Source organism: Hirschia baltica ATCC 49814 (assembly GCF_000023785.1).
Classification (GTDB): domain Bacteria; phylum Pseudomonadota; class Alphaproteobacteria; order Caulobacterales; family Hyphomonadaceae; genus Hirschia; species Hirschia baltica.
Window position 1 is genome coordinate 3111000 of sequence record NC_012982.1, and the last position, 21146, is coordinate 3132145.

Genomic DNA, 21146 nt, shown 5'->3' on the forward strand with positions numbered 1-21146 from the left:
TCTGGGCACATTCATTTGACAAAGACTTGTCAAAACATGCTTTTTTATTAACGCGCCAACCAGCCACCATCGACCGGAAGCGTAATTCCCTGAACGTAATCAGACGCCGCTGACGCTAGGAAAACCGCCGCACCACCAAGATCAGAAGGTTTACCCCAACGACCTGACGGAATACGTCCGAGAATTTCAGTATTACGCTTCTCATCAGCCTGAAGAGCTGCTGTATTATTTGTCGCGAAATAGCCCGGTGCAATCGCATTCACATTTATACCGTGCTGCGCCCACTCATTGGCGAGAATACGCGTCAGCCCCATCACACCACTTTTAGATGTTGTGTAAGATGGAACACGAATGCCCCCCTGATAAGACAACATGGAAGCGATATTGATGATTTTCCCGCCTTTTTCAGCAGCAATCATAGAACGCGCAACAGCCTGACTCAAAAAGAAAAGAGTGCGAACATTAATGTTCATCACGCTATCCCAGTCTTCAGGTGTGAAATCAATTGAGTCATTACGTTTGATAATCCCTGCATTATTTACAAGAATATCAATGCCGCCAAACACTTCCTTTGTCTCGCCCACAATTTTCTCAATTGGATCAAGACTACCAAGGTCAGCCATAACAACATGCGCTTTACGACCAAGCTTTTCTACAAGCTCAACAGTATCGCTAGGAGCTGAACGACCAACCAATGTTAGATTAGCACCGGCCTCAGCCAACGCCACAGCCATCCCTTGACCAAGGCCAGTATTGGCCCCAGTCACAATTGCTGTTTTTCCAGTAAGATCAAATGGGTGAGACATTATGCTGCCAATACGCTTTTGATGTAATCGACGATGGCTTCATCTTGTGCGTTTTCAAAGAAGTATTCTTGGAAACGCTCACCAGCAATAGCAGCCTTCAAAAGATCTTGGTCTACATTCTTAAGAACAGTTACCATGTCATTTGTTGCAGCCGCTTTCATGTCTTTGAAAATGTTGCGGTTCTTCGCCATAATCGCAGCACGCTCTTTCGGATAGCCTACACCACGCTCAACTTCGAAAAGTTTACGATAGCAATCTTGCAGGTTCAACTCAGCTGCCCAACCAAAGCCTTTTGCGTAAGGCATAGAAATCGCGTTTCCATCATTGATTTGACCAAAAAGGAACGCTTCTGTTGGATCCATCACAAGACCACAAACGACGCCCGGCATAGTGTTACATGCGAGCATTGAGCCCATACCTGTACCACAACCAGTTACAACAAAATCCGCAGCTTTTGAATTCAAAAGAATACCTGCCAATAGACCGTTCATAACATACGTCAAAGAAGCATCATCTTCTGGTCCGTACATGCCGTAATGAAACACTTCATTTCCAAGAGGCTCGGCGACTGATTTAAGCGCATCATAAACGATATCGCTCTTTGCGGCCTGACTGTTTTCAATAATGAGTGCGATTTTCATAGGAAATTCCTCCGAAACTTTGCGGCACCCCAAAACAAAGGACCGACAAAATTAATTGATTAGGTAACCGGTGTCATAACAGCTAAATTTTGTCTTCGCAACCCGGTTTTGTGTTTATTTCGGCGGGCAGGTAGATCCCCGTATAACGATCTCGGGGCGAAATGTTTCCAACTCACGAATGGCAATTTTCGCCGCCTTCTTCCGCAACAATTCAGCTGCTGCCTTACCCGTGGCGCGAATCGGACTTTTGACCGTCGTCATAGGAGGCCACATGCGTTTTGCCATTGGCGTATCATCATAACCAACAATGGAAATATCATCTGGAATGCGCAGACCGACTTCTCGCGCAGCACTATACGCACCCATAGCCATTTCATCATTACCTAAAAACACGGCAGTAGGGATATTCTCAGCGCTCAGCAATTTAGCCATGCATTCTTTCCCTGAATCATATGTATAGGCACCCTCAACCACAAGGTCATCACTAAGCATTACATCAAACTCAGCCAAACCGGCTCTCAATCCACCGATACGCTCTTTTTGAGAGAAGAATGTTTTAGGACCATGAATATGCCCTATCCGCTTGTGCCCCAACTGCGCCAAGTGCCGTCCCGCATCAGCGGCTCCATCAAAATCCAACGACCGAATCATACGTGATGGCTCATCCACATCTACCGAAGCGATCCGCACATAATCACAATCATGTTCGCGGAGTATTTCAGCCAGATTATCATCTTCAGATACAGACGGCGTGAGGATAAGCCCCATTGGTCGTTGCTGAATGACGAAATTTTCTACTTTTTCTCGATAAGAAAGATCGCCCCGCTCACAAACAATAAGCACCAGCAAATAGTCTGTATCTACCAACCCTTCCAGAATACCGCGCTGCATATTGACCAAATATTGCGGACTAGGGTTATCATACACCATACCAATCAGCATGGATTTACGCATAGCTAAAGCGCGCGCCTGAGGGTCAGGGGTAAAACCTATCTCTTTAATGATTTGTTTAACGCGTACTCGTGTTTCCTCGCGTACAGATGGAGACCCATTTATAACGCGTGAAACCGTCTTTTTCGAAACTTGCGCCAACCGTGCAACATCATTGATCGTACTTCTAGAACGATCTTTTGAAGCCGCAAGTTTCGAAAGAGAGATTTCCTCATTCGGAATGGAAGAGTCAAACTCTTCAGGATCATCAGAACTCATAACTTCACTACTGTAAAAGCTGAAAGGGTTTTCATGGCCCCACAGTGTGAAGTTATGGTGATTAACTTGCAAGCAATTTTAATATCAACAGCTTGATGTTGTGTAATTGCTTAAGTTCCTTTTGATTTTTGCCCTGAATCAAGAGCTTTTTCACTCACTGGCTTCATTGTTTTCATATCCCAAAGGCTAGAATCAAAAGCACGGAAAGTCGGTTCTTGCTGTGGATATCCACCAATTTCGTTCTGGCTGTCGATGATTTTACCACGACCTTCAGCAACATCTGCTAGGACGCGCACATCATGTTTATCACGATCCCAAGGACGCGCACCAGAGCTAGCAAGTACATATCCTTCAACGTGACGCGCAGGAATCACATCCAAACCTTCTATACTTTGCTGCATGTCTGCAACTTCGTGAAGCTCACCCTCACCCATAGAATAACGACCAAGCTTAGGCAATTCCTTCCCATAATGGTCAACAGCAATGTTGTCTTCCATGTGAAGCTTAAGGTCACCATCACCGCCCATTAGCACAAGAGGAACAGCACCGTCTGTAGATGGCCCAGCACGTAACACATTGCCGACTACATCCATCTGCCCTGTTTGGAATTCTTCGTCACCCCATTCAAGCCCCTGAAGGTTATAGTGGATAGCGCGCTGACCTGGATTGTAAATCAAGTTGTTGACGATCGCACCATGCACCCCGCCCTTGAACAAAGGACTTCTCTCATAATTATGAGCGTACACATTTCCATAAATCAGGATGTTTGAAGTATTATCGTGGATCAAAGAGCCTTTAGAGTGCTCAAATTTAGCATGAGTTGCGTTGGATAGTCCTTCAGCAATCAAATTGTGACTGTAGAGAATATCGTGAGATGCACCTTCACGCCACTCATCAGGTGTCTCACCTGTGAAACGCGGCCCTGACGCAGACAGATTTTCATCGGTCGACCAAGTTAGTGTACAGTGATCAACAATCACGCCAGATACCGAGCTTGTCGTAATAGAATCGGTATCCCATTTCTCTTCAAAATAGTCCGCATCACCCGGACGCACACGAATGTGCTGGATAATCACGTCATCCGCAGCAACAACAATGCCGCTTCTTATAACTGAAATACCTGGAGACGGCGCAGTTTGCCCCGCTATCGTCACATCAGAATTACGAATAACAAGTGATTGGCGATCCAGATCAATAACACCGCCAACTTCAAAAACGATGATTCGCGGCCCTTCTGCCTCTATTGCTTCACGTAGAGTGCCCGGACCTTCATTATCTAAAGATGTTACTTTGATCACTTTTCCGCCGCGACCACCATCAGTGACTAGATCAATATTTTCTGGAAAAAAATACTGCGGTGTCGTCGACATCTTTGTACGCTCAACTGGTGCGTCCGCTACCGGCCCTACCGTCTGAGCAACACCAGGGAGCTGAGCACACCCCACGCTCACAAAAAGTGTCGCAACTATCGCGCTATATTTAATCATAATATCCATACTTTCCTCTGCCTAACGCCCCCAAATGAAAAACGTGAAAAACCATTTTTTTCAGTTTTAGTGTTCACATTTCGGTTTTTATATGTATTACAAAATATAAATGACACCGGTTTCCTTCGATGTCCAATTAATTTTTTTATTTTTGGGAAAACTCAATATGTCGAGCACTCAATCAACACAAAACCCAGCTCATGCGATTGTTGACGCGAGACAAAGAACTGGTTTTATCGAACAATTTCCGACACCGATCGCGGCGGACCTTGAAACAGCATACGCGTATCAAGACACAGCAATCGACATGGTCGAAGAAAAAATCGTCGGCTGGAAAATCGGAAGAATCGTTGGTGACGACGTTGAAAAATACGGCACTGACAGACTGTTCGGTCCAATTTTCGAATCGAAAATTTATCACGATAAAAACGAAGTCACATCAGCTCCCGTCTTCTCAAAAGGCTTTGCAGCCGTAGAAAGCGAAATCATTTTTGAAGTTGCTGCCGACACACCTGCTGACAAAACAGAATGGACCACACAAGAAGCAATCGACTATATTGCAAATGCATATGTTGGTATTGAGGTTGCCTCTAGTCCTTTCACGGGCATTAACGACAATGGTCCCCTCGTAACGATCACAGACTTAGGCAATAATTACGGCCTAATCGTTGGTGAACCAATCGAAGATTGGAAATCACTAGACTGTGAAAAATGGACTTTCGATACGCTCATAGAAGGAGAAGTTATCGGAACAGGTAACGCGGCAGGCATCCCCGGAACGCCTGTTGAATCCCTACGTGCCTTGCTAGAAAACACAGCGAAGCGTGGCCGCCCTTTGAAAAAAGGCATGCTCATCACAACGGGTGCTGTAACGGGTGTTCACTCAGTGAAAGTTGGACAAGCTGCAATCGCTCGCTTCCAAAACAAAGTTGAAATTGCTTGTACATTTAAAGCTCAGAACCTTTAAACTCAACAAACCAGACTTCATCAGTATTAGCGCTATATTTGCCGGCTATTGCAAGGATTTATCCCCGCGATAGCTCGGCATGATAGCGCACCGATTTAACAGCAATATCCCATCCGGCTAATTGCTGTTGTCTGATCTCATCATCCATTTTGGGTAAAAATGCTTTTGTTGTTCCGAGGCATTTTTTCAGATCCTGCTCATCTTTCCAAAAGCCAATATATAACCCTGCCAGCATCGCAACGCCCAATGCTGTGGATTCTATTGTCGAAGAGCGCTCAACAGGAATGTTCAAAACATCACTTAAAAATTGCATAAGCCAATTGTTTTGAGACATACCGCCATCAACCCGCAGTGATTTTAATTCATACCCATCCGCATTGAGCGCCGAAACAAGATCACGCGTTTGATAGGCAACAGATTCCAAACCGGCGCGTACAATTGTCCGTTTGCCGGTCTCACGCCTTAACCCAAAAATAGCCCCCCTTGCCTCGCTATCCCAATAGGGTGCGCCTAATCCGGTAAATGCAGGAACCAGATAGACCCCTTTATTGCTTTCCAAGGCTGCGGCCAATTCTTCTGTCTCGCCGCTGGCTTCCACCAGCTCCATTCGTTCCTTCATCCACTGGACGACAGCCCCCGCAATAAAGATCGATCCTTCAATCGCATATTGAACATCCCCTCCACTACGACATGCGATAGTCGTAAGGAGTTTATGGCTTGATTTAACGGGTGTGTTGCCGGTATTGACCAGCGCGAAACACCCTGTTCCATATGTCGCTTTAGACATGCCGGCCTCAAAACATCCTTGCCCAAAAGACGCTGCCTGCTGATCTCCTGCCACGCCGCAAATAGGTAAACTCATACCGATAATGTCAGCGGCAGCGGTGCCAAAATCAGCTACGCTGGGTAAAACATCCGGCAAAAGGGATTTAGGGACATTGAAAATTTCCAACATTTCCTCATCCCATTTGCCATCATGAATATTGTACAAACTCGTACGGGATGCGTTTGTCTCATCTGTCAGGTGAGACTTGCCGCCTGTTAAATTCCATATGACATAAGAATCGACCGTGCCACAAACGAGTTCGCCCTTATCCGCGCGTGCACGCGCGCCCGGCACATTGTCCAATATCCACGCAATCTTGGACGCGGAAAAATAAGGATCAAGCAATAATCCAGTAGCATTTTGAACGCGCTCACCTTTACCCTCTTGCGTTAGCTTTTTACAAAACTCAGCCGTGCGGCGATCTTGCCAGACTAGCGCCTTATGAATTGGCGCACCCGTTTTACGATCCCAAACGACGAGAGTTTCGCGTTGATTTGTAATCCCGATTGCGACGGGAAGCTGATTGATATCTTTGCAAGTTTGAATGGTAGCTCTGATCGTTTTAAGTGTGTTCAGCCATATTTCTACAGCGTCATGCTCAACCCAACCATCTTCAGGAAAATACTGCTTCAAGGCTAATTGTTCAGTCGCTAGGATCTGACCGTCATGATCAAATGCCAATGTCCGGCATGACGTTGTCCCGCAATCAATCGCAAGTATGACCTGACCTGAATCCATCTTTCCTACCCCTAATTTATCTGTGCCCGCATTGAATCTAAATCTGATGTTCGGGTACTTTTTTTATTTTGAAACCAATTCTTTATTTCCTGAATTTCCTCATCGCTCAGAACAAGCTCCAGCTTACTTCTACGCTTAAGAAAATCATCTGCCTGACGCACAAACTCATTTTCGATCACATAATTCAATTCGCGCTCTGATACGCCGCTCGCAAACATTTTTCCCATCATATTGATTGATGTTGCGCCGTCTAAAATATTGTGAACCCGCGTGCCGTAAGCGCGCAATAATCGTTTTAATACAGACTGTTCAAGCCAAGCATATTCTGCTTCCATTTGCGCAAGATAGGCGTCGAAATCAGCTTCAGGTATGTCGCCTCCCGGCAGCCTAACAGACTTGGTCCAGCTATCCCCCATCTCTGGCAAGACAGGTAATAAATCCTTCATCGCCGCTTCTGCCAAAGTCCGATATGTCGTTATCTTCCCTCCATACACAGACAGTATCGGCGCTCCCGCTTTATCATCATAGGAAAGCACATAATCTCGCGTCACCTTGGATACGTTTTCCGTTTTATCATCATATAGCGGGCGCACGCCTGAATAGGTCGATAGAATATCGCTCCGCTGAACGGGCATTTTAAAATATTCATTTGCGGCATCTAAAAGATAATCTATCTCACCTTCAGATATTTCCACATTATCCTTGTCACCAAGGTATAATTCATCGGTTGTACCGATCAAAGTCATACTGGCATTTTGATAGGGAATGGCGAACATGATGCGCCCGTCACCATTTTGGAAGAAGTAGCTAAACGCTCCTTCAAAACGCTTATTGGTGATTATATGAGACCCCTTCACCAATCTAACATGAGACGCATTTTCTCCACTCACAGCCATACTGCTCAATTCATCAACCCAAGGTCCAGCTGCGTTCACAACCACTTTCGCGCGAACTGTCTCAATTTCACCATTTGCGTTTTTCAGGTCCGCTTCCCAAAAATCTAGGAAACGGCGCAAGTGAACGCATCTAGTTTGTGTGCGTATGTCTGCCCCCTTTTCACTCGCAGACATAGCATTGAGAACAACCAATCTGGCGTCATCCACCCAGCAATCAGAATATTCAAATGCAAATTTATATTCAGGTTTCAACGCATCAAATTTGTGCGTCAATTTTCGTCTCAAAACCTTCGTTCCGGGGAGCATTTTCCTGCCACCAATATGGTCATACAGAAACAATCCTAATCGCACGAGCCACGCCGGGCGCTGCCCTTTTTGATGTGGTAAAACAAAACGCATTGGCCAAATAATATGAGGTGCAGCTTTTAACAGCACCTCTCTTTCACGCAACGCCTTAGCGACAAGCCTAAAATCATAATGCTCTAAATATCGAAGCCCGCCATGTATTAATTTTGTACTGGAAGAAGACGTGTGTTGTCCAAGATCATCTTTCTCAACCAATACAACTTTCAAACCGCGACCGGCCGCATCTCGCGCAATTCCAACCCCGTTTATACCGCCACCAATCACCAGCAGATCGTTTAGGTTTTCTATATCTGTCATTGTACCGGTTCTCTTGTTTATTTGATTTGGAAAACCAAATATGGATCAGGACGCTTTAACGCATTGGTGCCATAGCTCTACCAAAGACTAATGAGAAAACACATCCCTTTTACACAGGATTTCCCTTGTACCCACCAGATCAACACCAGCATCACATGACGCCAACATAAAAACGTCACTACTGCGACAGAAACTTGGTATTCACGCGTTAGCAAACGCACAGAATGTCAGCACTTTTTTTGAACATTTCACCCCAAGTATTGGCATTTCTACCGCTTTTCATGATAGAGAAGCCAAGAACAAAAATAGCGTAAATGATAGTGAATTAGAGAGCGTTTTCGATGGAAAAAATAATTATAATTGGTGGCGGACAAGCCGGCGCTCAAGCTATCATTTCACTTCGTCAATCAGGTTTTGAAGGCGAAATCACACTCGTTAGCGCGGAAAAGCAGCTACCTTATCAACGCCCCCCCCTATCCAAGGCATTCCTTAAAGGCGAAATGGACGAAGAGCGCCTTTATTTCCGTCCAGAAGATTTCTATCAAAAACAAAACGTTACTGTGATATCGGGCGTCAAAGCCACTCAAATAAACAAAGACGCAAAAACTGTTGAATTAGAAAATGGCAATTTTCTATCCTACACAAAGCTTTTGCTCGCGACAGGTGCGCCGCCGCGCAAACTCCCCTTTGATCACGCCCATCTTTCCAATGTTCATTATCTTCGAACGCTTGAAGACTCTCGCCGCTTAGCACCTACATTATCTTCTCAAGAGCGCATTGTCGTTATCGGCGCAGGCTATATCGGCCTTGAAGTGGCCGCCGTCGCCCGAACCGCCGGCCGCGATGTTACTGTCTTAGAACTCGCCGACCGCGTTTTAGCACGGGTCGCAAGTGAGCCTGTTTCTAGCTTCTATCAGGACCTCCACAGAAGTGCTGGAGTTGAGTTAATGCTAGATACAATGGTTGAAAATTTTATAATTAAAGACAATAAAATCAATAGTATAAAGCTAAACAACGGAACTGAACTGGCATGTGGTTCAGTTCTTGTCGGAATAGGTGCGGTTCCTGAAACGAAGCTCGCCCAAGACGCTGGTTTAGAAATAGATAACGGGATTATTGTCGATAAATACGCCCAAACATCAGACCCAAATATCTGGGCAGCAGGTGATTGCGCCAACTTCCCCTATCCGCGTTATGAAAAACGCATGCGCTTGGAATCTGTGCCCAATGCCATAGAACAAGCAAAAGTCGTCGCTAAAAACATGCTTGGCGGAGACAGCATACACAATCCTTTGCCATGGTTCTGGTCTGATCAATATGACGTCAAATTGCAAACTGTTGGTTTGATGCAAGGTTTTGACACGCTGATTATACGTGGGAAACCACAAAACAAATCATTCTCTGTTTGGTATTTCAAAGAAAACAAGCTGTTAGCACTCGACGCCCTCAATGATGCCCCATCATTTATGATTGGTAAAAAGCTATTGGCAACAGACACACCAATATCGCCTGAGCAAGCTGAAGACACAAAATTCAATTTAAGATCATTGTTTTAAAAGAATTTTTCTTTCCTAAGCAATTCTCTTGCGGCTTCTCTAGCGTGTCTCAATCACTCTGTTTCACATCATTTTGAACAACAGAAGTTGAGTCTCGCTCAATCAATGAGTGCTGTAAGAAAACAAGTTTTTTGGGCGGAGAATTCTCCTGCTCTGCCTCTAATACATTGTGTAATATTTCTACTGCTTTGCCAGCCATTTCCACCAAAGGCTGGCCGACTGTTGTAAGGTTTGGCCAAATGGTCGTTGCGATAGGCGAGTCATCAAACCCTACTACCGAGAGATCATTCGGCACTTTCACACCAAGCGAAGCCGCTGCTCCCAATACCCCAGCAGCCATATCATCATTTGAAGCGAAGATCGCAGTTGGCGGCCTTTGGACTTTCAGCAATTTTAATCCCGCTTCTAACCCAGATTTATAGGTAAAATATCCCTGTGCCAGCAATTCATCCTGAATATCTATGCCAGCGTCTTGCAGCACTTTTTTATAGCCATCTTCGCGCGCAGAACTCGTACTATGACTTGGGTGCCCGCGAACAAATCCTATTCGCGTATGCCCCAAAGAAATTAGATACTTAGTCATTTCTATCGATGCTTGAAAATCATTTATTCCGATTTCAAAAGCTTCGCGCGTTCCAGCCATACTTCCTAAAAAAACTGCAGGCATCTCAGCTTCAGTCAACATTTTTCGAATGCCCGCCATATCACTTATAGGCGGCGGAATAATCACTCCATCCCAAGCATTGGTAAGGATCTCTTTCAATTGTTCAGCTGTTATATCTTGAGAGACATTTTTGACGATAAGTTGATACCCATAATTCCCAAGAGTTTCGAGCGCGCCCAACATTAGTTTTTCCAAATAGGCAGAAGACGGGTTTGCATACAACAAACATATGCGTCGTGCTCGCCCACTTACCAAATTTCTAGCCGCTTGATTTGGCAAATATTTTAGCTCGGAAACAGCCGCCAATACCTTCTCTTTTGTAGATACTCTCACTTTGGGAAAGTTATTGAGAACACGTGAAACCGTCATCGGAGAAACGCCTGCATGTTTTGCAACATCAATGAGAGTAACTGGGGAATTATTATTCCGCTTGGCAGTTTTCATGTCGGCATTTCTCACATTCAATACAAATTACACCCCACAGTGAAGAGCCACATTGTGCATGTCAATTTTTTTAATTTTCAAAATACGTGAGCTGTTTGCATCAGCTTTTGTACAGATTTCGGCCCGGAACCGATCATGATAACGAAGGACTTTCACAAACTTCATCACATGTATAAAAATTGACTTGCTGTTTTTGAATGATAACGCTATCACTACCTTGCAATTTTCTTTTATTCAACCGAAGCCCGTCCATTCCCACATGAGGATTTCAATTCGAATTTAAGAAGAAAAATCAGGAAGAGCCCGCTTAACGGGACATGAAATAGTGGAGTGAATTGATATAATGTTTCTTGGCATAGACATTGGTACATCAAGTGTAAAAACCGTCGTGATTGACGAGACAGGCACTCCGATTGCCCAAGCTTCTGTTGATCTTCCCATTTCCCGTCCCAAACCATTATGGTCTGAACAAAACCCTGCCGACTGGTGGACATCTACCAATATGGCAGTCGCCAAATTGGATGTTGATATTCGCCATAAAATCAAAGCAATCGGTCTATCTGGCCAGATGCATGGTGCCACTGTTCTTGATGCAGATGACAAAGTACTTCGCCCTGCCATTTTGTGGAATGACGGACGCTGCCAAGAAGAATGTGACATCCTTACACAAGAGCAACCAGACTTTCATACAATCGGTGGAAATCTAGTTATGCCGGGCTTCACAGCCCCAAAACTACTCTGGCTTCAACGCAATGAACCAGAAACATTCGCTAAAATTAAAACTGTACTTCTACCCAAAGATTATGTCCGCCTGCGCATGACCGGCGAGAAAGCTACAGATCTTTCTGATGCGGCCGGAACATTATGGGTGGACATTGCTGCACGCCGCTGGTCAGAAGACCTGCTTGGTCCTTGCGGCTTGTCGACCAACAATATGCCTCGCCTGTATGAAGGCCATGAAGTCACAGGTAAATTACGCCAAGAACTTGCCGAAGCTTGGGGCATGGAGCGTGTTCCCGTTATCGCCGGTGGTGGCGACAATGCTGCTGGTGCTGCCGGAGTTGGCGTTGTAAACGATGGTGAGGCATTACTCTCCCTAGGTACTTCTGGCGTCATCTTCCTTGCCACGAATGAGTTCCGCCCCTACCCTGAACGCGCCGTTCACGCTTTTTGTCACGCACTTCCAGATCGCTGGCATTTAATGTCAGTCATGCTAAGCGCAGCAAGCTGCCTTGATTGGGCCGCAAAACTAACTGGCAATAGCGATGTTGGAAACTTTGTTTCGAAAGCTGAAGAGCGCAATAAATTAGGCACAAGTGAGCATTTCCTCCCCTATTTGTCGGGTGAACGCACGCCGCACAATAATCCCAATGCAAAAGGTGTTCTCTTTGGCATCGGTCACGACACAGATGCCGCCACGCTTGCGCAATCAGTTTTGGAAGGTGTCGCATTTGGTATGGCAGAAGGCTTTAAAGCGCTCCAAGAATCCAAAGCTGAAGTTAATTCGATATCCGTTATTGGCGGCGGCTCACTCTCTTTATATTGGGGCCGCATTCTTTCCGCCGCAATAGGCAGACCTTTGGTCTATCGCGACGGTGCTGCGACCGGTCCCGCTTTGGGGGCTGCACGTCTAGCCCGTTACGGTGTTGAAGGCGGTGATATAAACGACATGTTCAGCGCACCTCATGTTGTAGATATCGTCAACCCTCGCGATCAAGACGTTGCTCTCCTCAACGCTAAATTTGAAAAATTCCAATCACTCTACAAGAACCTCATTTCCGAATTTGAAGGAAACTAATCATGACAACATATTTTGAAGGCGTAGACGCCGTAAAATACGAAGGTACGGAAACAAACAACCCATTTGCGTTCCGTTACTACAACAAAGATCAAGTCGTCCTTGGTAAAACAATGGCCGAGCACTTGCGTATGGCTGTGTGTTACTGGCACTCATTCTGCTGGGATGGTGCTGACCCATTTGGTCAGGGCACTTTCGAACGCTCTTGGCACAACGCATCTTCAGTTCAAGAAGCAACTGACATCAAAATGGATGTTGCCTTTGAATTCTTCGCCAAGCTTGGCCTTCCATATTATTGTTTCCACGATGTAGATGTTGCTGGCCACCTCGAAACACCAGACGAGCTTTCAAACGAATTAGCCCGGGCAGTTGACCGTCTTCAGCAAAAGCAAGATGAAACTGGCGTTAAACTTCTTTGGGGAACAGCCAACCTATTCTCTCACCGCCGCTATATGGGCGGTGGACTAACAAACCCAGACCCGGAAGTCACTGCAACAGCTATTCGCCAAGTCCGCGAATGTATGGATGCGACTTTCAAACTTGGTGGTGAAAACTATGTTCTTTGGGGTGGTCGCGAAGGCTATGACACACTTCTCAACACACGCTTGAGCACAGAGCTTGATAATTTTGGTGCACTGCTAAACAAAGTCGTTGAATACAAGCACAAAATTGGTTTCAAAGGTAAAATCCTGATCGAACCAAAACCACACGAACCAACTTATCACCAATATGATTTCGACACTGCGACAGTGTTCGGTTTCCTACAACGTTATGGTCTTGAAAAAGAAGTTCACGTTAACATCGAACCAAACCACGCCACACTCGCTGGTCACTCATTTGCACACGAAATAGCAACCGCAGTGTCACTTGGTGTAATGGGGTCAATCGACATCAACTCAGGTAACTACCAGAACGGATGGGACACAGACCAATTTAACGTTGACATTAAAGACATCACATTGGCTCTCATCGAATTATTGCCTTCTGGTGGCCTCGATACAGGTGGTTTCAACTTTGATGCTAAAGTGCGTCGCCAAAGCTCCGATGCTGTTGATCTTTTCCACGGTCACATTGGTGGAGCAGACTGTCTGGCACGCGCACTATTAGCCGCAGCCGACATTATTGAAAAAGGCGAAATTGAAGCCTTCAAAGCCAACCGCTATAAAGGTTGGGAAGGTGATCTTGGAAAAATGATCCTTTCTAAAGAAACTTCCCTTGCTGATATCGCTGATCACGTTAAGACAGAAGGCATTAACGGTAAGCACAATTCAGGTCGTCAGGAATATCTTGAAAACCTGATCAACCTAAGCATCAAATAAATCGGAACATTCTCATGAAATTTTTCGTAGATACAGCAAACGTTGACGAAATCCGGGAACTTGAATCCTATGGTCTTATTGATGGTGTGACGACAAACCCTTCATTGATCAAGAAATCCGGTCGTGACTTTGTTGAAGTGATCACAGAAATCTGTTCTGTAACTGATGGCCCAGTATCTGCTGAGGTTATTGCTTTGGATACAGAGGGCATGCTAGCGGAAGGCCGTAAACTTGCTCAGATCGCCGACAATATCGTTGTGAAACTCCCTTTAACTTTGGATGGCCTGGCTGCATGTCAGACTTTCTCAAAAGAAGGTATCAAAACAAACGTCACACTTTGTTTCTCAGCAAACCAAGCTCTTCTAGCTGCTAAAGCTGGTGCAACTTACATTTCACCATTTATTGGCCGCCTAGATGACATTCACGTTGACGGCATGGAACTCATTCAAGAGATCCGCGCAATATATGACAATTATGGTTTCGATACAGAAATCCTAGCTGCATCTATTCGTGGCCCAATGCATGTTAAAGAATGTGCTCTTGTAGGTGCAGATGTTGGTACTGCGCCAGCAGGTGTTATCAAAGCACTCGTAAAACACCCTCTTACACAAGCTGGTTTGGATCAGTTTGTGAAAGATGCAGCAGAGGCTGGTATCAAAGTTTAAATCTAATTTAGACACACTTTGAAAGGCCTGATGCATTACGTGTCAGGCCTTTTTTGTTGCAATTAAAATAAATCCGCATATGAATTTATTACATTAATGTAATAATTTAGAGGCGATATTTCATATGCGAATTTCATATCACATCAAGCAACTTCCTAAGAAATTTGTCCCTCTATTACTTACGGCAACTGCTTGTCTATTTCTGAACCAATGCGCTCAAGAAAATACAGAAACCACCCCAATCTCCATATTGGAATTTGAAGATGCTATAAATCATTGGCAAAGCAAGCGCGGTTCCGATTATCCAAGACACGACCCTAAAGAAATCACTCTAATCGCGGACAACATGTTGATTATGCAACGCGATCATGGCGGCTGGAAACAGAACCAAGATCCGCTCCGTATTCTTGATGCAGAGTCAACAAACCAATATTTAGCTGAAAAATCAGATCCTTTTGCTAGTTTTGACAACCGGAACATTTACACTCAAATCCGATATTTAATGTCAGCCTATGAACAAGTGAACGATGAGCGCCATAAAGAAGCAGCATTAAAAGGGCTAGACTATCTTCTCTCTCAACAAATCGCATCATGCGGGGGGTGGCCTCATTCCAACCCATCGAGCAATAGCTATCACGGCCACATAACAATTGCAGATGAAGTCTTCTCTGGACCGATGCTACTTCTTCGAGAAATTTCAGAAGCTCAACCGCCTTTTCAAAATTTAGATAATGCAACGAAACAACGTGCCCTTGAAGCAAGAAAGGCCGGAGACAGCTGCCTACTTAGCCTTCAAATAAAGCAAAACGGCAAACGTCTAGGTTGGGCAGGCCAATATGATCCCGTCACGCTGGCACCCGCGCAAGGGCGCAGCTTTGAATTACCTGCGATGGTAACACAGGAAACCGTTGATATCTTAAGGTATTTAATGACGATTAAAGAACCAGACACAGATGTCATACAAAGCATTCAAGGCGGAATAGAGTGGCTTAAACAATCTGCTATTGCGGATACGAAAATAGAAACCATTCAGCTCGAAACGCCAATAGAATACAAATACCACACGGCTAATTTTGATAGAGTCCTCGTTAAAGGCGACAATGCAGGTACGCTGTGGGCACGTTTTTATGACCTATCAGATAACACAATAGTTCTCGCAAACAGGGATAGCGTTCGGGTCGCAAAATACGAAGACATTCACCAAGAACGCCGCACAGGCTATTCTTGGTATGGCGTGTGGCCTGCTGAACTTCTAGAGAAAGAATATCCAGCTTGGAGTTGCAGAGTTCTAAATCAAAGCACTAATGACGAAGCTTGCTGATCGGCCAACATGAAAAAGTCAGCTCATTTTAGTGAGCTGACTTTGTTTAAACAGATAATCTAATCGATCTAAACGCGCTTTAATGCTTCTTCAACGACCGCTTCGCTCGTGATATTAAAATGCTTGTATAAATCTTCAGCCGGCGCGGATGCTCCAAACCCAGTCATTCCAACGAAACCGCCTTCGGTTCCTATAATGGCATCCCAACCAAAACGCACACCGGCTTCAGTGGCGACTTTGGGCAGACTTCCGCCCAACACTTCTGATTGATAGGCTTCACTTTGCTCGAAGAACAAATCCATACACGGCATTGAAACAACGCGCGCTGCGACGCCTTTGGCTTTCAACAACTCTTGTGCTTCAAGCGCCAAACCAACTTCAGAACCTGTTCCGATAAGCACAATCTGCGCCTCACCTTCGGCTTCACGTAGTATGTACCCACCTTTCGCTACTAGGTTTTCATCCGTGTGCTCAATACGCGCTGGTACAACCCCCTGACGCGTTAAAGTCATAATTGAGGGTGATTGTCTAAGACCTAGTGCGACTTGCCATGCCTCCATCGTTTCCACCCCATCACATGGACGAAAAACATAAAGGTTTGGCATCGCCCGCAATGACGCGACATGCTCCACTGGTTGGTGTGTCGGGCCATCCTCACCAAGACCGATTGAGTCATGCGTCATCACATGAACCACCGGTGCCTCCATCAACGCGCCCAACCGAATAGCGCCTCGAGAATAATCAGCAAAAGCCATGAATGTTCCAGAGTATGGAAACACACCGCCATGAAGCGCCATACCATTCATTGCAGCCGCCATACCGTGCTCACGCACACCGTAATGCATATAGCGCCCCGCCCAATCGGATGAATTCAGAGCGCTTGTGTGTGATGTGCGTGTATTGTTTGAACCTGTCAGATCAGCTGAGCCACCAATCATTTCTGGTATTATACCCGTCAAAACTTCCAACGCAGCACCAGACCATTTACGTGTCGCGTCAGACTTGTTTGCCTCAGACACGGCTTTCTTGTGTGCGTTTACAGCCTCATCAACACCGGCAGGCAAACGACCATCCATCGCACGGGTAAATTCATCAGCCTTTCCCGAAGCAGCAAGCGATGCCTCCCACCCCGCACGTTCATCTGAAGCTCTCACGCCAACAGCGCGCCAAGCTTCTAATACCTCCGGCACAACAGTGAAGCGTTCTTTAGGTAAACCAAGATTTTCACGCAGAGCCGCAGTCTCATCGGCAGGGTATGGACCGCCATGCGCTTTACCTTGTCCAGCAAATGTCGGTGCACCAAAACCAATTGTGGTTTTACACGCAATCATGCTGGGTTGATCAGTGTTTGCTTTTGCTGCCGTTAGCGCCGCTGCCACTGCCACAGGATCATGTCCGTCAATTGCTTGAACATGCCATTTGGAAGCTGCAAAACGGGCACACTGATCTGTTGAATCAGCCACATCTGTTCCACCATCAATGGTCACAGCATTGTCATCAAACAACACGATCAACTTGCCAAGTTTCAAATGCCCCGCCAGTGCAATCGCTTCCTGAGAAATACCTTCCATCAAACAGCCATCACCCGCAATCACATAGGTATAGTGATCCACCAAATCATCACCATATCTTGCATTCATACTGCGTTCGGCCACAGCAAATCCAACTGCAGTCGCAATACCCTGTCCCAACGGCCCTGTTGTTGTTTCCACGCCTTCGGTGACGAAATTTTCTGGGTGCCCTGGTGTCTTAGATCCTAATTGCCGAAAATTTCTAATTTCTTCCATGGATACAGACGGGTAGCCCGTCAGATGAAGCAGGGAATATATAAGCATTGACCCATGCCCAGCGGACAAAATGAACCGATCACGATCTGCCCAATCAGGTTTGGATGCATCAAATTTCAAAAACTGGGAAAAGAGCACCGTAGCTGCATCAGCCATGCCAAGCGGCAATCCCAGATGCCCTATACCGGCTTGCTCTATCGCATCAGTAGAAAGGGCTCGAATGGCATTCGCCATATCACGATTATTCACGGAGGGGCTGGACATATTTTTACCTTCGTTTCGAAGTGCGGTTGACAAAAAGCATAGAATGATTGCGTTATCACTCCAGCGTGTCTACTCTGATATCTTCTAAAAGGCAATGCAGCTTTTCCTGAATCTCCGCTTCTCAGTTGGCTTCAGGGAAAAGCGTTGAAGACTAAACTTCAACGCCATTGATTGGCAGTGTTCTAATCACTAAAAGACACCATAACACCTCTGTTTGGCGCGACTTTATTATCCAACATATCTTTCCATATTTGAGCTGCGCTTTCAGGACCAGCTATGCGCTCTATTGCAATGTCATCTTTAATGTCGTGAGCCATTCGAGCAGCTGCTATTGTAGCTTTTTCAAACACAACACCGACACCCCATTCTTTATTGCGCTTGCTTATTTGAGCCGGCGCAAAGAAAAATGTTGGCCGCGCGCCGGGCAAAGCAGGGTCCAGTTTACGATCTTCTTTCCAATGGGTCGCACCCACTAGGCAACTATCTACCATCCGCTCCTTCAAATGATGATGAAGCGTTTGCGTCAAAGGACCATTTCCCGACATATCCACATATGCCGTGTTTAAATTTGGATTGATCTGATTTTCATTGCCATAAACGACAATTTGATCACAACATGCTAATTGCTCCACAAAGCCAACATTGTGTTGCGATGTCATTCCGACAACTTCGACTTGCGCGTCAGCGTCTTCGTGAATCAACTTGGCAACACCAAAGCCTGTTTTTGAAGATACAGAACCAATGATAACCTGTTTCGCGCCAAAAAAATCGTTATCTTTCAGATAGTCATAGATCAGGTAAGACGTTATAAAAAGGGGAAATAACAAACACCTTTCATCCTCTAATTTACTCAAGAATTCTGGTTCATTCGTTGTACGCCTGTATTGATTATAGAGCGCTGGCAATTGGCTTCTATATTCGGATGCATCCATAAAATTATCGTCTGCAACGACACCAACCTTTAACTTGGTGGCACTCGCCATTGGGAAAAATCCCCACAAACGTTCACCAATTTTTATGTCTGGACTTCGGGACTGAATGACCTCTGCAATCCCCCAAACAGGTACATTTCCAAATGGTGCTTCAGCGGGGTAATAATTCCAGTATCCAATCATATCACCAGATACAGCATAGCTCACATTATTCGATGTAAGCGCAAACTTTCTGATGGAAACCAATATTTCATCAGCCATCAAATCTGCGATGTCTTGCTCCACGACGCGTGTGGCATGGTAATCACTTCGATTGACTTGAAGTTGTGTAATTTTGGTCATTCTGAATCACTCCCAAATCCAACAAAGTTCAAAAATGTATCAACGTCCGCGCGTGTTGATTTAACGCTATTGGCCGGGAAGTCATAATCAGGATACCCAAGGGCGATACATGTCATTATTGCCTGATTATCCGGTATGCCAGCATGCTTATGGACCACTTCGGACTGCATAATCCCCTGCCCGTTGATAACCGCACCAATACCTCTTTCCCAGGCCGCCAATACAATTGCATGAGAAAATGCACCTAAATCAAATTGGCTGATCGCGGCAGGTTCAAGATATTTATCATATGTCAGCGCTAGGGATACGGGCGCATCAAATTGACGAAAGCCCCGCATAACCCAGTCTTGACGTCTCTCTTTATCGTGCCGCTCAATTCCCATCGCTTCAAACAACTGGATAGCAACGTCAATCTGACGCTGACGGTGATCCCCTTCATATGCTTCTTTGATAGGAAAATCTCTTTTAGGCGGAACACCAGCCAGCATTTGAGAGGAATTACCCTCTCGAATTTTATCCAGTATATCACCAGAAATGGCATAAACATTCCAAGGCTGAGTATTCATTGAAGACGGCGCATATCTGGCCACTTCCATAATATCGATAATCACATCCTTTGGAACAGGCATATTCTTGAAACCACGGATACTACGCCGCGAACGTATCAGTTCATCAAATTCCACAATGCTACTCCCTAGATGCGTATTTTTCAGTTTTTAAAGTCCTTAGTCTAACCTGCTCTCGCAGGGTTAGCCGCAAGCCCTAATGAACTAGATTTTCGTTTTTTCTAAAACCAAGACAATCGTTCGGCATTTTGGCATTTCAATCTCTGCCATCTTCCGCAGCGGCATGTAACGAAACGCTTATTTTATACGCCCAAAAGCAACAAAACCGGCCCTTAGGTCATCTTGAGATTGCGCAAAACAAGGCGCATAACTTTGAAAAACAATAAAGGGAGGCTCAACATGCCAGCGTATTCGCTAACCACAAAAAATGGTATTTCTCATATCACTTTTACGCGCCCTGAGGTCTCCAACGCCATGGGACAAGAATTCTGGAGCTCTTTTGGAGACACTATCCGCAAATTAAATGAGGCTGGTGAAACCCGTGTTCTTGTTGTCTCTGCTGAGGGAAAGAATTTTTGCGCAGGTATGGAGTTAAGTGCTTTCTCCGCCGGCATAGCTAAAACAGACACCCCAGAAGAACGTGAAGCCTTCTCACACATGGTTAGATACCTTCAAGACACACTTTCCTCGGTAGAGAAAGCGCGTTTCCCAGTCATCGCTGCTGTCCAAGGAGCCTGTATCGGCGCTGGTTTGGATTTTATTGCAGCTTGTGATTTGGTTGTCGCAAGTGAAGATGCTTATTTTCGTATTGAAGAAATCAACATTGGTATGATGGCCGATGTAGGCAGTCTGCAACGTCTACCAAAACTCATTCCTGAACGTGTTGTGAGAGAACTTGCTTATCTTGGTTCAACTTTAAACGCTAAAGATTCCAAGGATTTAGGCCTGATCAATGATGTTTGCACCGACAAAGATGCAGCATTAAATCGGGCAATGGAGATGGCAGATATCATCTCTAAAAAAGCACCTATTGCAATTGCGGGAAGTAAACGTTCCATCACTTATGCACGTGATCACTCGACTGAGGACGCTTTGGAATGGGCAACTGTGGCGCAGGCAGGATATTGGAAACCATCTGACATAATGCAGGCTGTACAGGCGCGCATGACCAAAACCGACCCAAATTTCGAAGATCCAGCCCCCATAAATACGAGCTTTCTGAAACCCTCTAAATAATCGATTTAAAATTACCTAC

The 21146-nt window shown here is 45.4% G+C and carries 17 protein-coding genes; 7 read left to right on the forward strand and 10 right to left on the reverse strand.

The window, feature by feature from the left end; genetic code table 11:
• Window positions 1–47: 47 nt before the first annotated feature.
• The 4 genes from kduD to HBAL_RS14190 all read right to left on the reverse strand — a co-directional run bounded on the left by kduD (window position 48) and on the right by HBAL_RS14190 (window position 4143).
• Window positions 48–806, reverse strand: a complete 759-nt coding sequence (gene kduD, locus HBAL_RS14175) for a 2-dehydro-3-deoxy-D-gluconate 5-dehydrogenase KduD (RefSeq protein ID WP_015828638.1) — start codon at window positions 804–806, stop codon at window positions 48–50.
• A complete protein-coding gene (locus tag HBAL_RS14180) occupies window positions 806–1447 on the reverse strand; it encodes an RpiB/LacA/LacB family sugar-phosphate isomerase (protein ID WP_015828639.1) in 642 nt (213 codons plus the stop codon). Before HBAL_RS14180 ends, kduD begins: the two co-directional genes overlap by 1 nt.
• 114 nt (window positions 1448–1561) lie before the next feature.
• Complete coding sequence (locus HBAL_RS14185; protein WP_015828640.1) at window positions 1562–2656, reverse strand: LacI family DNA-binding transcriptional regulator; 1095 nt, start codon at window positions 2654–2656, stop codon at window positions 1562–1564.
• 110 nt (window positions 2657–2766) lie between these two features.
• On the reverse strand, window positions 2767–4143 hold the full coding sequence (locus HBAL_RS14190) for a pectate lyase family protein (RefSeq protein WP_149037430.1): 1377 nt from the start codon (window positions 4141–4143) through the stop codon (window positions 2767–2769).
• A gap of 166 nt (window positions 4144–4309) precedes the next feature.
• On the opposite strand from HBAL_RS14190, the gene HBAL_RS14195 reads away from it, so the two are divergent.
• On the forward strand, window positions 4310–5110 hold the full coding sequence (locus tag HBAL_RS14195; protein ID WP_041301665.1) for a 2-keto-4-pentenoate hydratase: 801 nt from the start codon (window positions 4310–4312) through the stop codon (window positions 5108–5110).
• A 58-nt stretch (window positions 5111–5168) separates the two neighbouring features.
• Here HBAL_RS14195 and glpK read toward each other — a convergent pair whose 3' ends face one another.
• Window positions 5169–6674 carry a glycerol kinase GlpK gene (gene glpK, locus HBAL_RS14200; protein WP_015828643.1) on the reverse strand — a complete coding sequence of 502 codons (1506 nt, stop codon included), beginning with the start codon at window positions 6672–6674 and terminating at the stop codon, window positions 5169–5171.
• A gap of 11 nt (window positions 6675–6685) precedes the next feature.
• Window positions 6686–8233 carry a glycerol-3-phosphate dehydrogenase gene (locus HBAL_RS14205; RefSeq protein WP_015828644.1) on the reverse strand — a complete coding sequence of 516 codons (1548 nt, stop codon included), beginning with the start codon at window positions 8231–8233 and terminating at the stop codon, window positions 6686–6688.
• A gap of 341 nt (window positions 8234–8574) precedes the next feature.
• Here HBAL_RS14205 and HBAL_RS14210 point away from each other — a divergent pair, with 341 nt between their 5' ends.
• Window positions 8575–9789 (forward strand): NAD(P)/FAD-dependent oxidoreductase, encoded by a 1215-nt coding sequence (locus HBAL_RS14210; RefSeq protein WP_015828645.1) that lies wholly within the window; start codon window positions 8575–8577, stop codon window positions 9787–9789.
• 49 nt (window positions 9790–9838) lie between these two features.
• Here HBAL_RS14210 and HBAL_RS14215 read toward each other — a convergent pair whose 3' ends face one another.
• Window positions 9839–10897 (reverse strand): LacI family DNA-binding transcriptional regulator, encoded by a 1059-nt coding sequence (locus HBAL_RS14215; RefSeq protein ID WP_015828646.1) that lies wholly within the window; start codon window positions 10895–10897, stop codon window positions 9839–9841.
• A gap of 343 nt (window positions 10898–11240) precedes the next feature.
• Here HBAL_RS14215 and xylB point away from each other — a divergent pair, with 343 nt between their 5' ends.
• The 4 genes from xylB to pelA all read left to right on the forward strand — a co-directional run bounded on the left by xylB (window position 11241) and on the right by pelA (window position 16000).
• The gene (gene xylB, locus HBAL_RS14220) at window positions 11241–12695 is read left to right on the forward strand and encodes a xylulokinase (RefSeq protein WP_015828647.1); all 1455 of its coding nucleotides are present in this window, start codon (window positions 11241–11243) and stop codon (window positions 12693–12695) included.
• 2 nt (window positions 12696–12697) lie between these two features.
• Window positions 12698–14014: a xylose isomerase gene (xylA, locus tag HBAL_RS14225; protein WP_015828648.1), complete on the forward strand. Its 1317-nt coding sequence runs from the start codon at window positions 12698–12700 to the stop codon at window positions 14012–14014.
• Between the two features lie 14 nt (window positions 14015–14028).
• A complete protein-coding gene (fsa, locus tag HBAL_RS14230; protein ID WP_015828649.1) occupies window positions 14029–14679 on the forward strand; it encodes a fructose-6-phosphate aldolase in 651 nt (216 codons plus the stop codon).
• A 124-nt stretch (window positions 14680–14803) separates the two neighbouring features.
• Window positions 14804–16000, forward strand: a complete 1197-nt coding sequence (gene pelA, locus HBAL_RS14235; RefSeq protein ID WP_015828650.1) for a pectate lyase — start codon at window positions 14804–14806, stop codon at window positions 15998–16000.
• A 68-nt stretch (window positions 16001–16068) separates the two neighbouring features.
• On the opposite strand, the gene tkt is transcribed toward pelA, so the two are convergent.
• The 3 genes from tkt to HBAL_RS14250 form a co-directional block, all read right to left on the reverse strand.
• Window positions 16069–18051: a transketolase gene (gene tkt / locus HBAL_RS14240; RefSeq protein ID WP_015828651.1), complete on the reverse strand. Its 1983-nt coding sequence runs from the start codon at window positions 18049–18051 to the stop codon at window positions 16069–16071.
• Between the two features lie 182 nt (window positions 18052–18233).
• Window positions 18234–19325 carry a DUF2855 family protein gene (locus HBAL_RS14245; RefSeq protein WP_015828652.1) on the reverse strand — a complete coding sequence of 364 codons (1092 nt, stop codon included), beginning with the start codon at window positions 19323–19325 and terminating at the stop codon, window positions 18234–18236.
• Entirely contained in the window at window positions 19322–20008 is a 687-nt protein-coding gene (locus HBAL_RS14250) for a nitroreductase (RefSeq protein ID WP_015828653.1), read from the reverse strand. The genes HBAL_RS14245 and HBAL_RS14250 overlap by 4 nt, the downstream gene beginning before the upstream one ends.
• A gap of 282 nt (window positions 20009–20290) precedes the next feature.
• Here HBAL_RS14250 and HBAL_RS14255 point away from each other — a divergent pair, with 282 nt between their 5' ends.
• Window positions 20291–21127, forward strand: a complete 837-nt coding sequence (locus HBAL_RS14255) for an enoyl-CoA hydratase-related protein (protein ID WP_015828654.1) — start codon at window positions 20291–20293, stop codon at window positions 21125–21127.
• Window positions 21128–21146 lie beyond the last annotated feature (19 nt).

Coding starts and splice junctions, on each gene's coding strand:
- kduD (WP_015828638.1), bottom strand. CDS start 806: ATGTCTCACCCATTTGATCTTACTGGAAAAACAGCAATTGTGACTGGG.
- HBAL_RS14180 (WP_015828639.1), bottom strand. CDS start 1,447: ATGAAAATCGCACTCATTATTGAAAACAGTCAGGCCGCAAAGAGCGAT.
- HBAL_RS14190 (WP_149037430.1), bottom strand. CDS start 4,143: ATGATTAAATATAGCGCGATAGTTGCGACACTTTTTGTGAGCGTGGGG.
- fsa (WP_015828649.1), top strand. CDS start 14,029: ATGAAATTTTTCGTAGATACAGCAAACGTTGACGAAATCCGGGAACTT.
- xylB (WP_015828647.1), top strand. CDS start 11,241: ATGTTTCTTGGCATAGACATTGGTACATCAAGTGTAAAAACCGTCGTG.
- HBAL_RS14215 (WP_015828646.1), bottom strand. CDS start 10,897: ATGAAAACTGCCAAGCGGAATAATAATTCCCCAGTTACTCTCATTGAT.
- HBAL_RS14195 (WP_041301665.1), top strand. CDS start 4,310: ATGTCGAGCACTCAATCAACACAAAACCCAGCTCATGCGATTGTTGAC.
- xylA (WP_015828648.1), top strand. CDS start 12,698: ATGACAACATATTTTGAAGGCGTAGACGCCGTAAAATACGAAGGTACG.
- HBAL_RS14210 (WP_015828645.1), top strand. CDS start 8,575: ATGGAAAAAATAATTATAATTGGTGGCGGACAAGCCGGCGCTCAAGCT.
- HBAL_RS14205 (WP_015828644.1), bottom strand. CDS start 8,233: ATGACAGATATAGAAAACCTAAACGATCTGCTGGTGATTGGTGGCGGT.
- glpK (WP_015828643.1), bottom strand. CDS start 6,674: ATGGATTCAGGTCAGGTCATACTTGCGATTGATTGCGGGACAACGTCA.
- HBAL_RS14245 (WP_015828652.1), bottom strand. CDS start 19,325: ATGACCAAAATTACACAACTTCAAGTCAATCGAAGTGATTACCATGCC.
- pelA (WP_015828650.1), top strand. CDS start 14,804: ATGCGAATTTCATATCACATCAAGCAACTTCCTAAGAAATTTGTCCCT.
- HBAL_RS14255 (WP_015828654.1), top strand. CDS start 20,291: ATGCCAGCGTATTCGCTAACCACAAAAAATGGTATTTCTCATATCACT.
- tkt (WP_015828651.1), bottom strand. CDS start 18,051: ATGTCCAGCCCCTCCGTGAATAATCGTGATATGGCGAATGCCATTCGA.
- HBAL_RS14185 (WP_015828640.1), bottom strand. CDS start 2,656: ATGAGTTCTGATGATCCTGAAGAGTTTGACTCTTCCATTCCGAATGAG.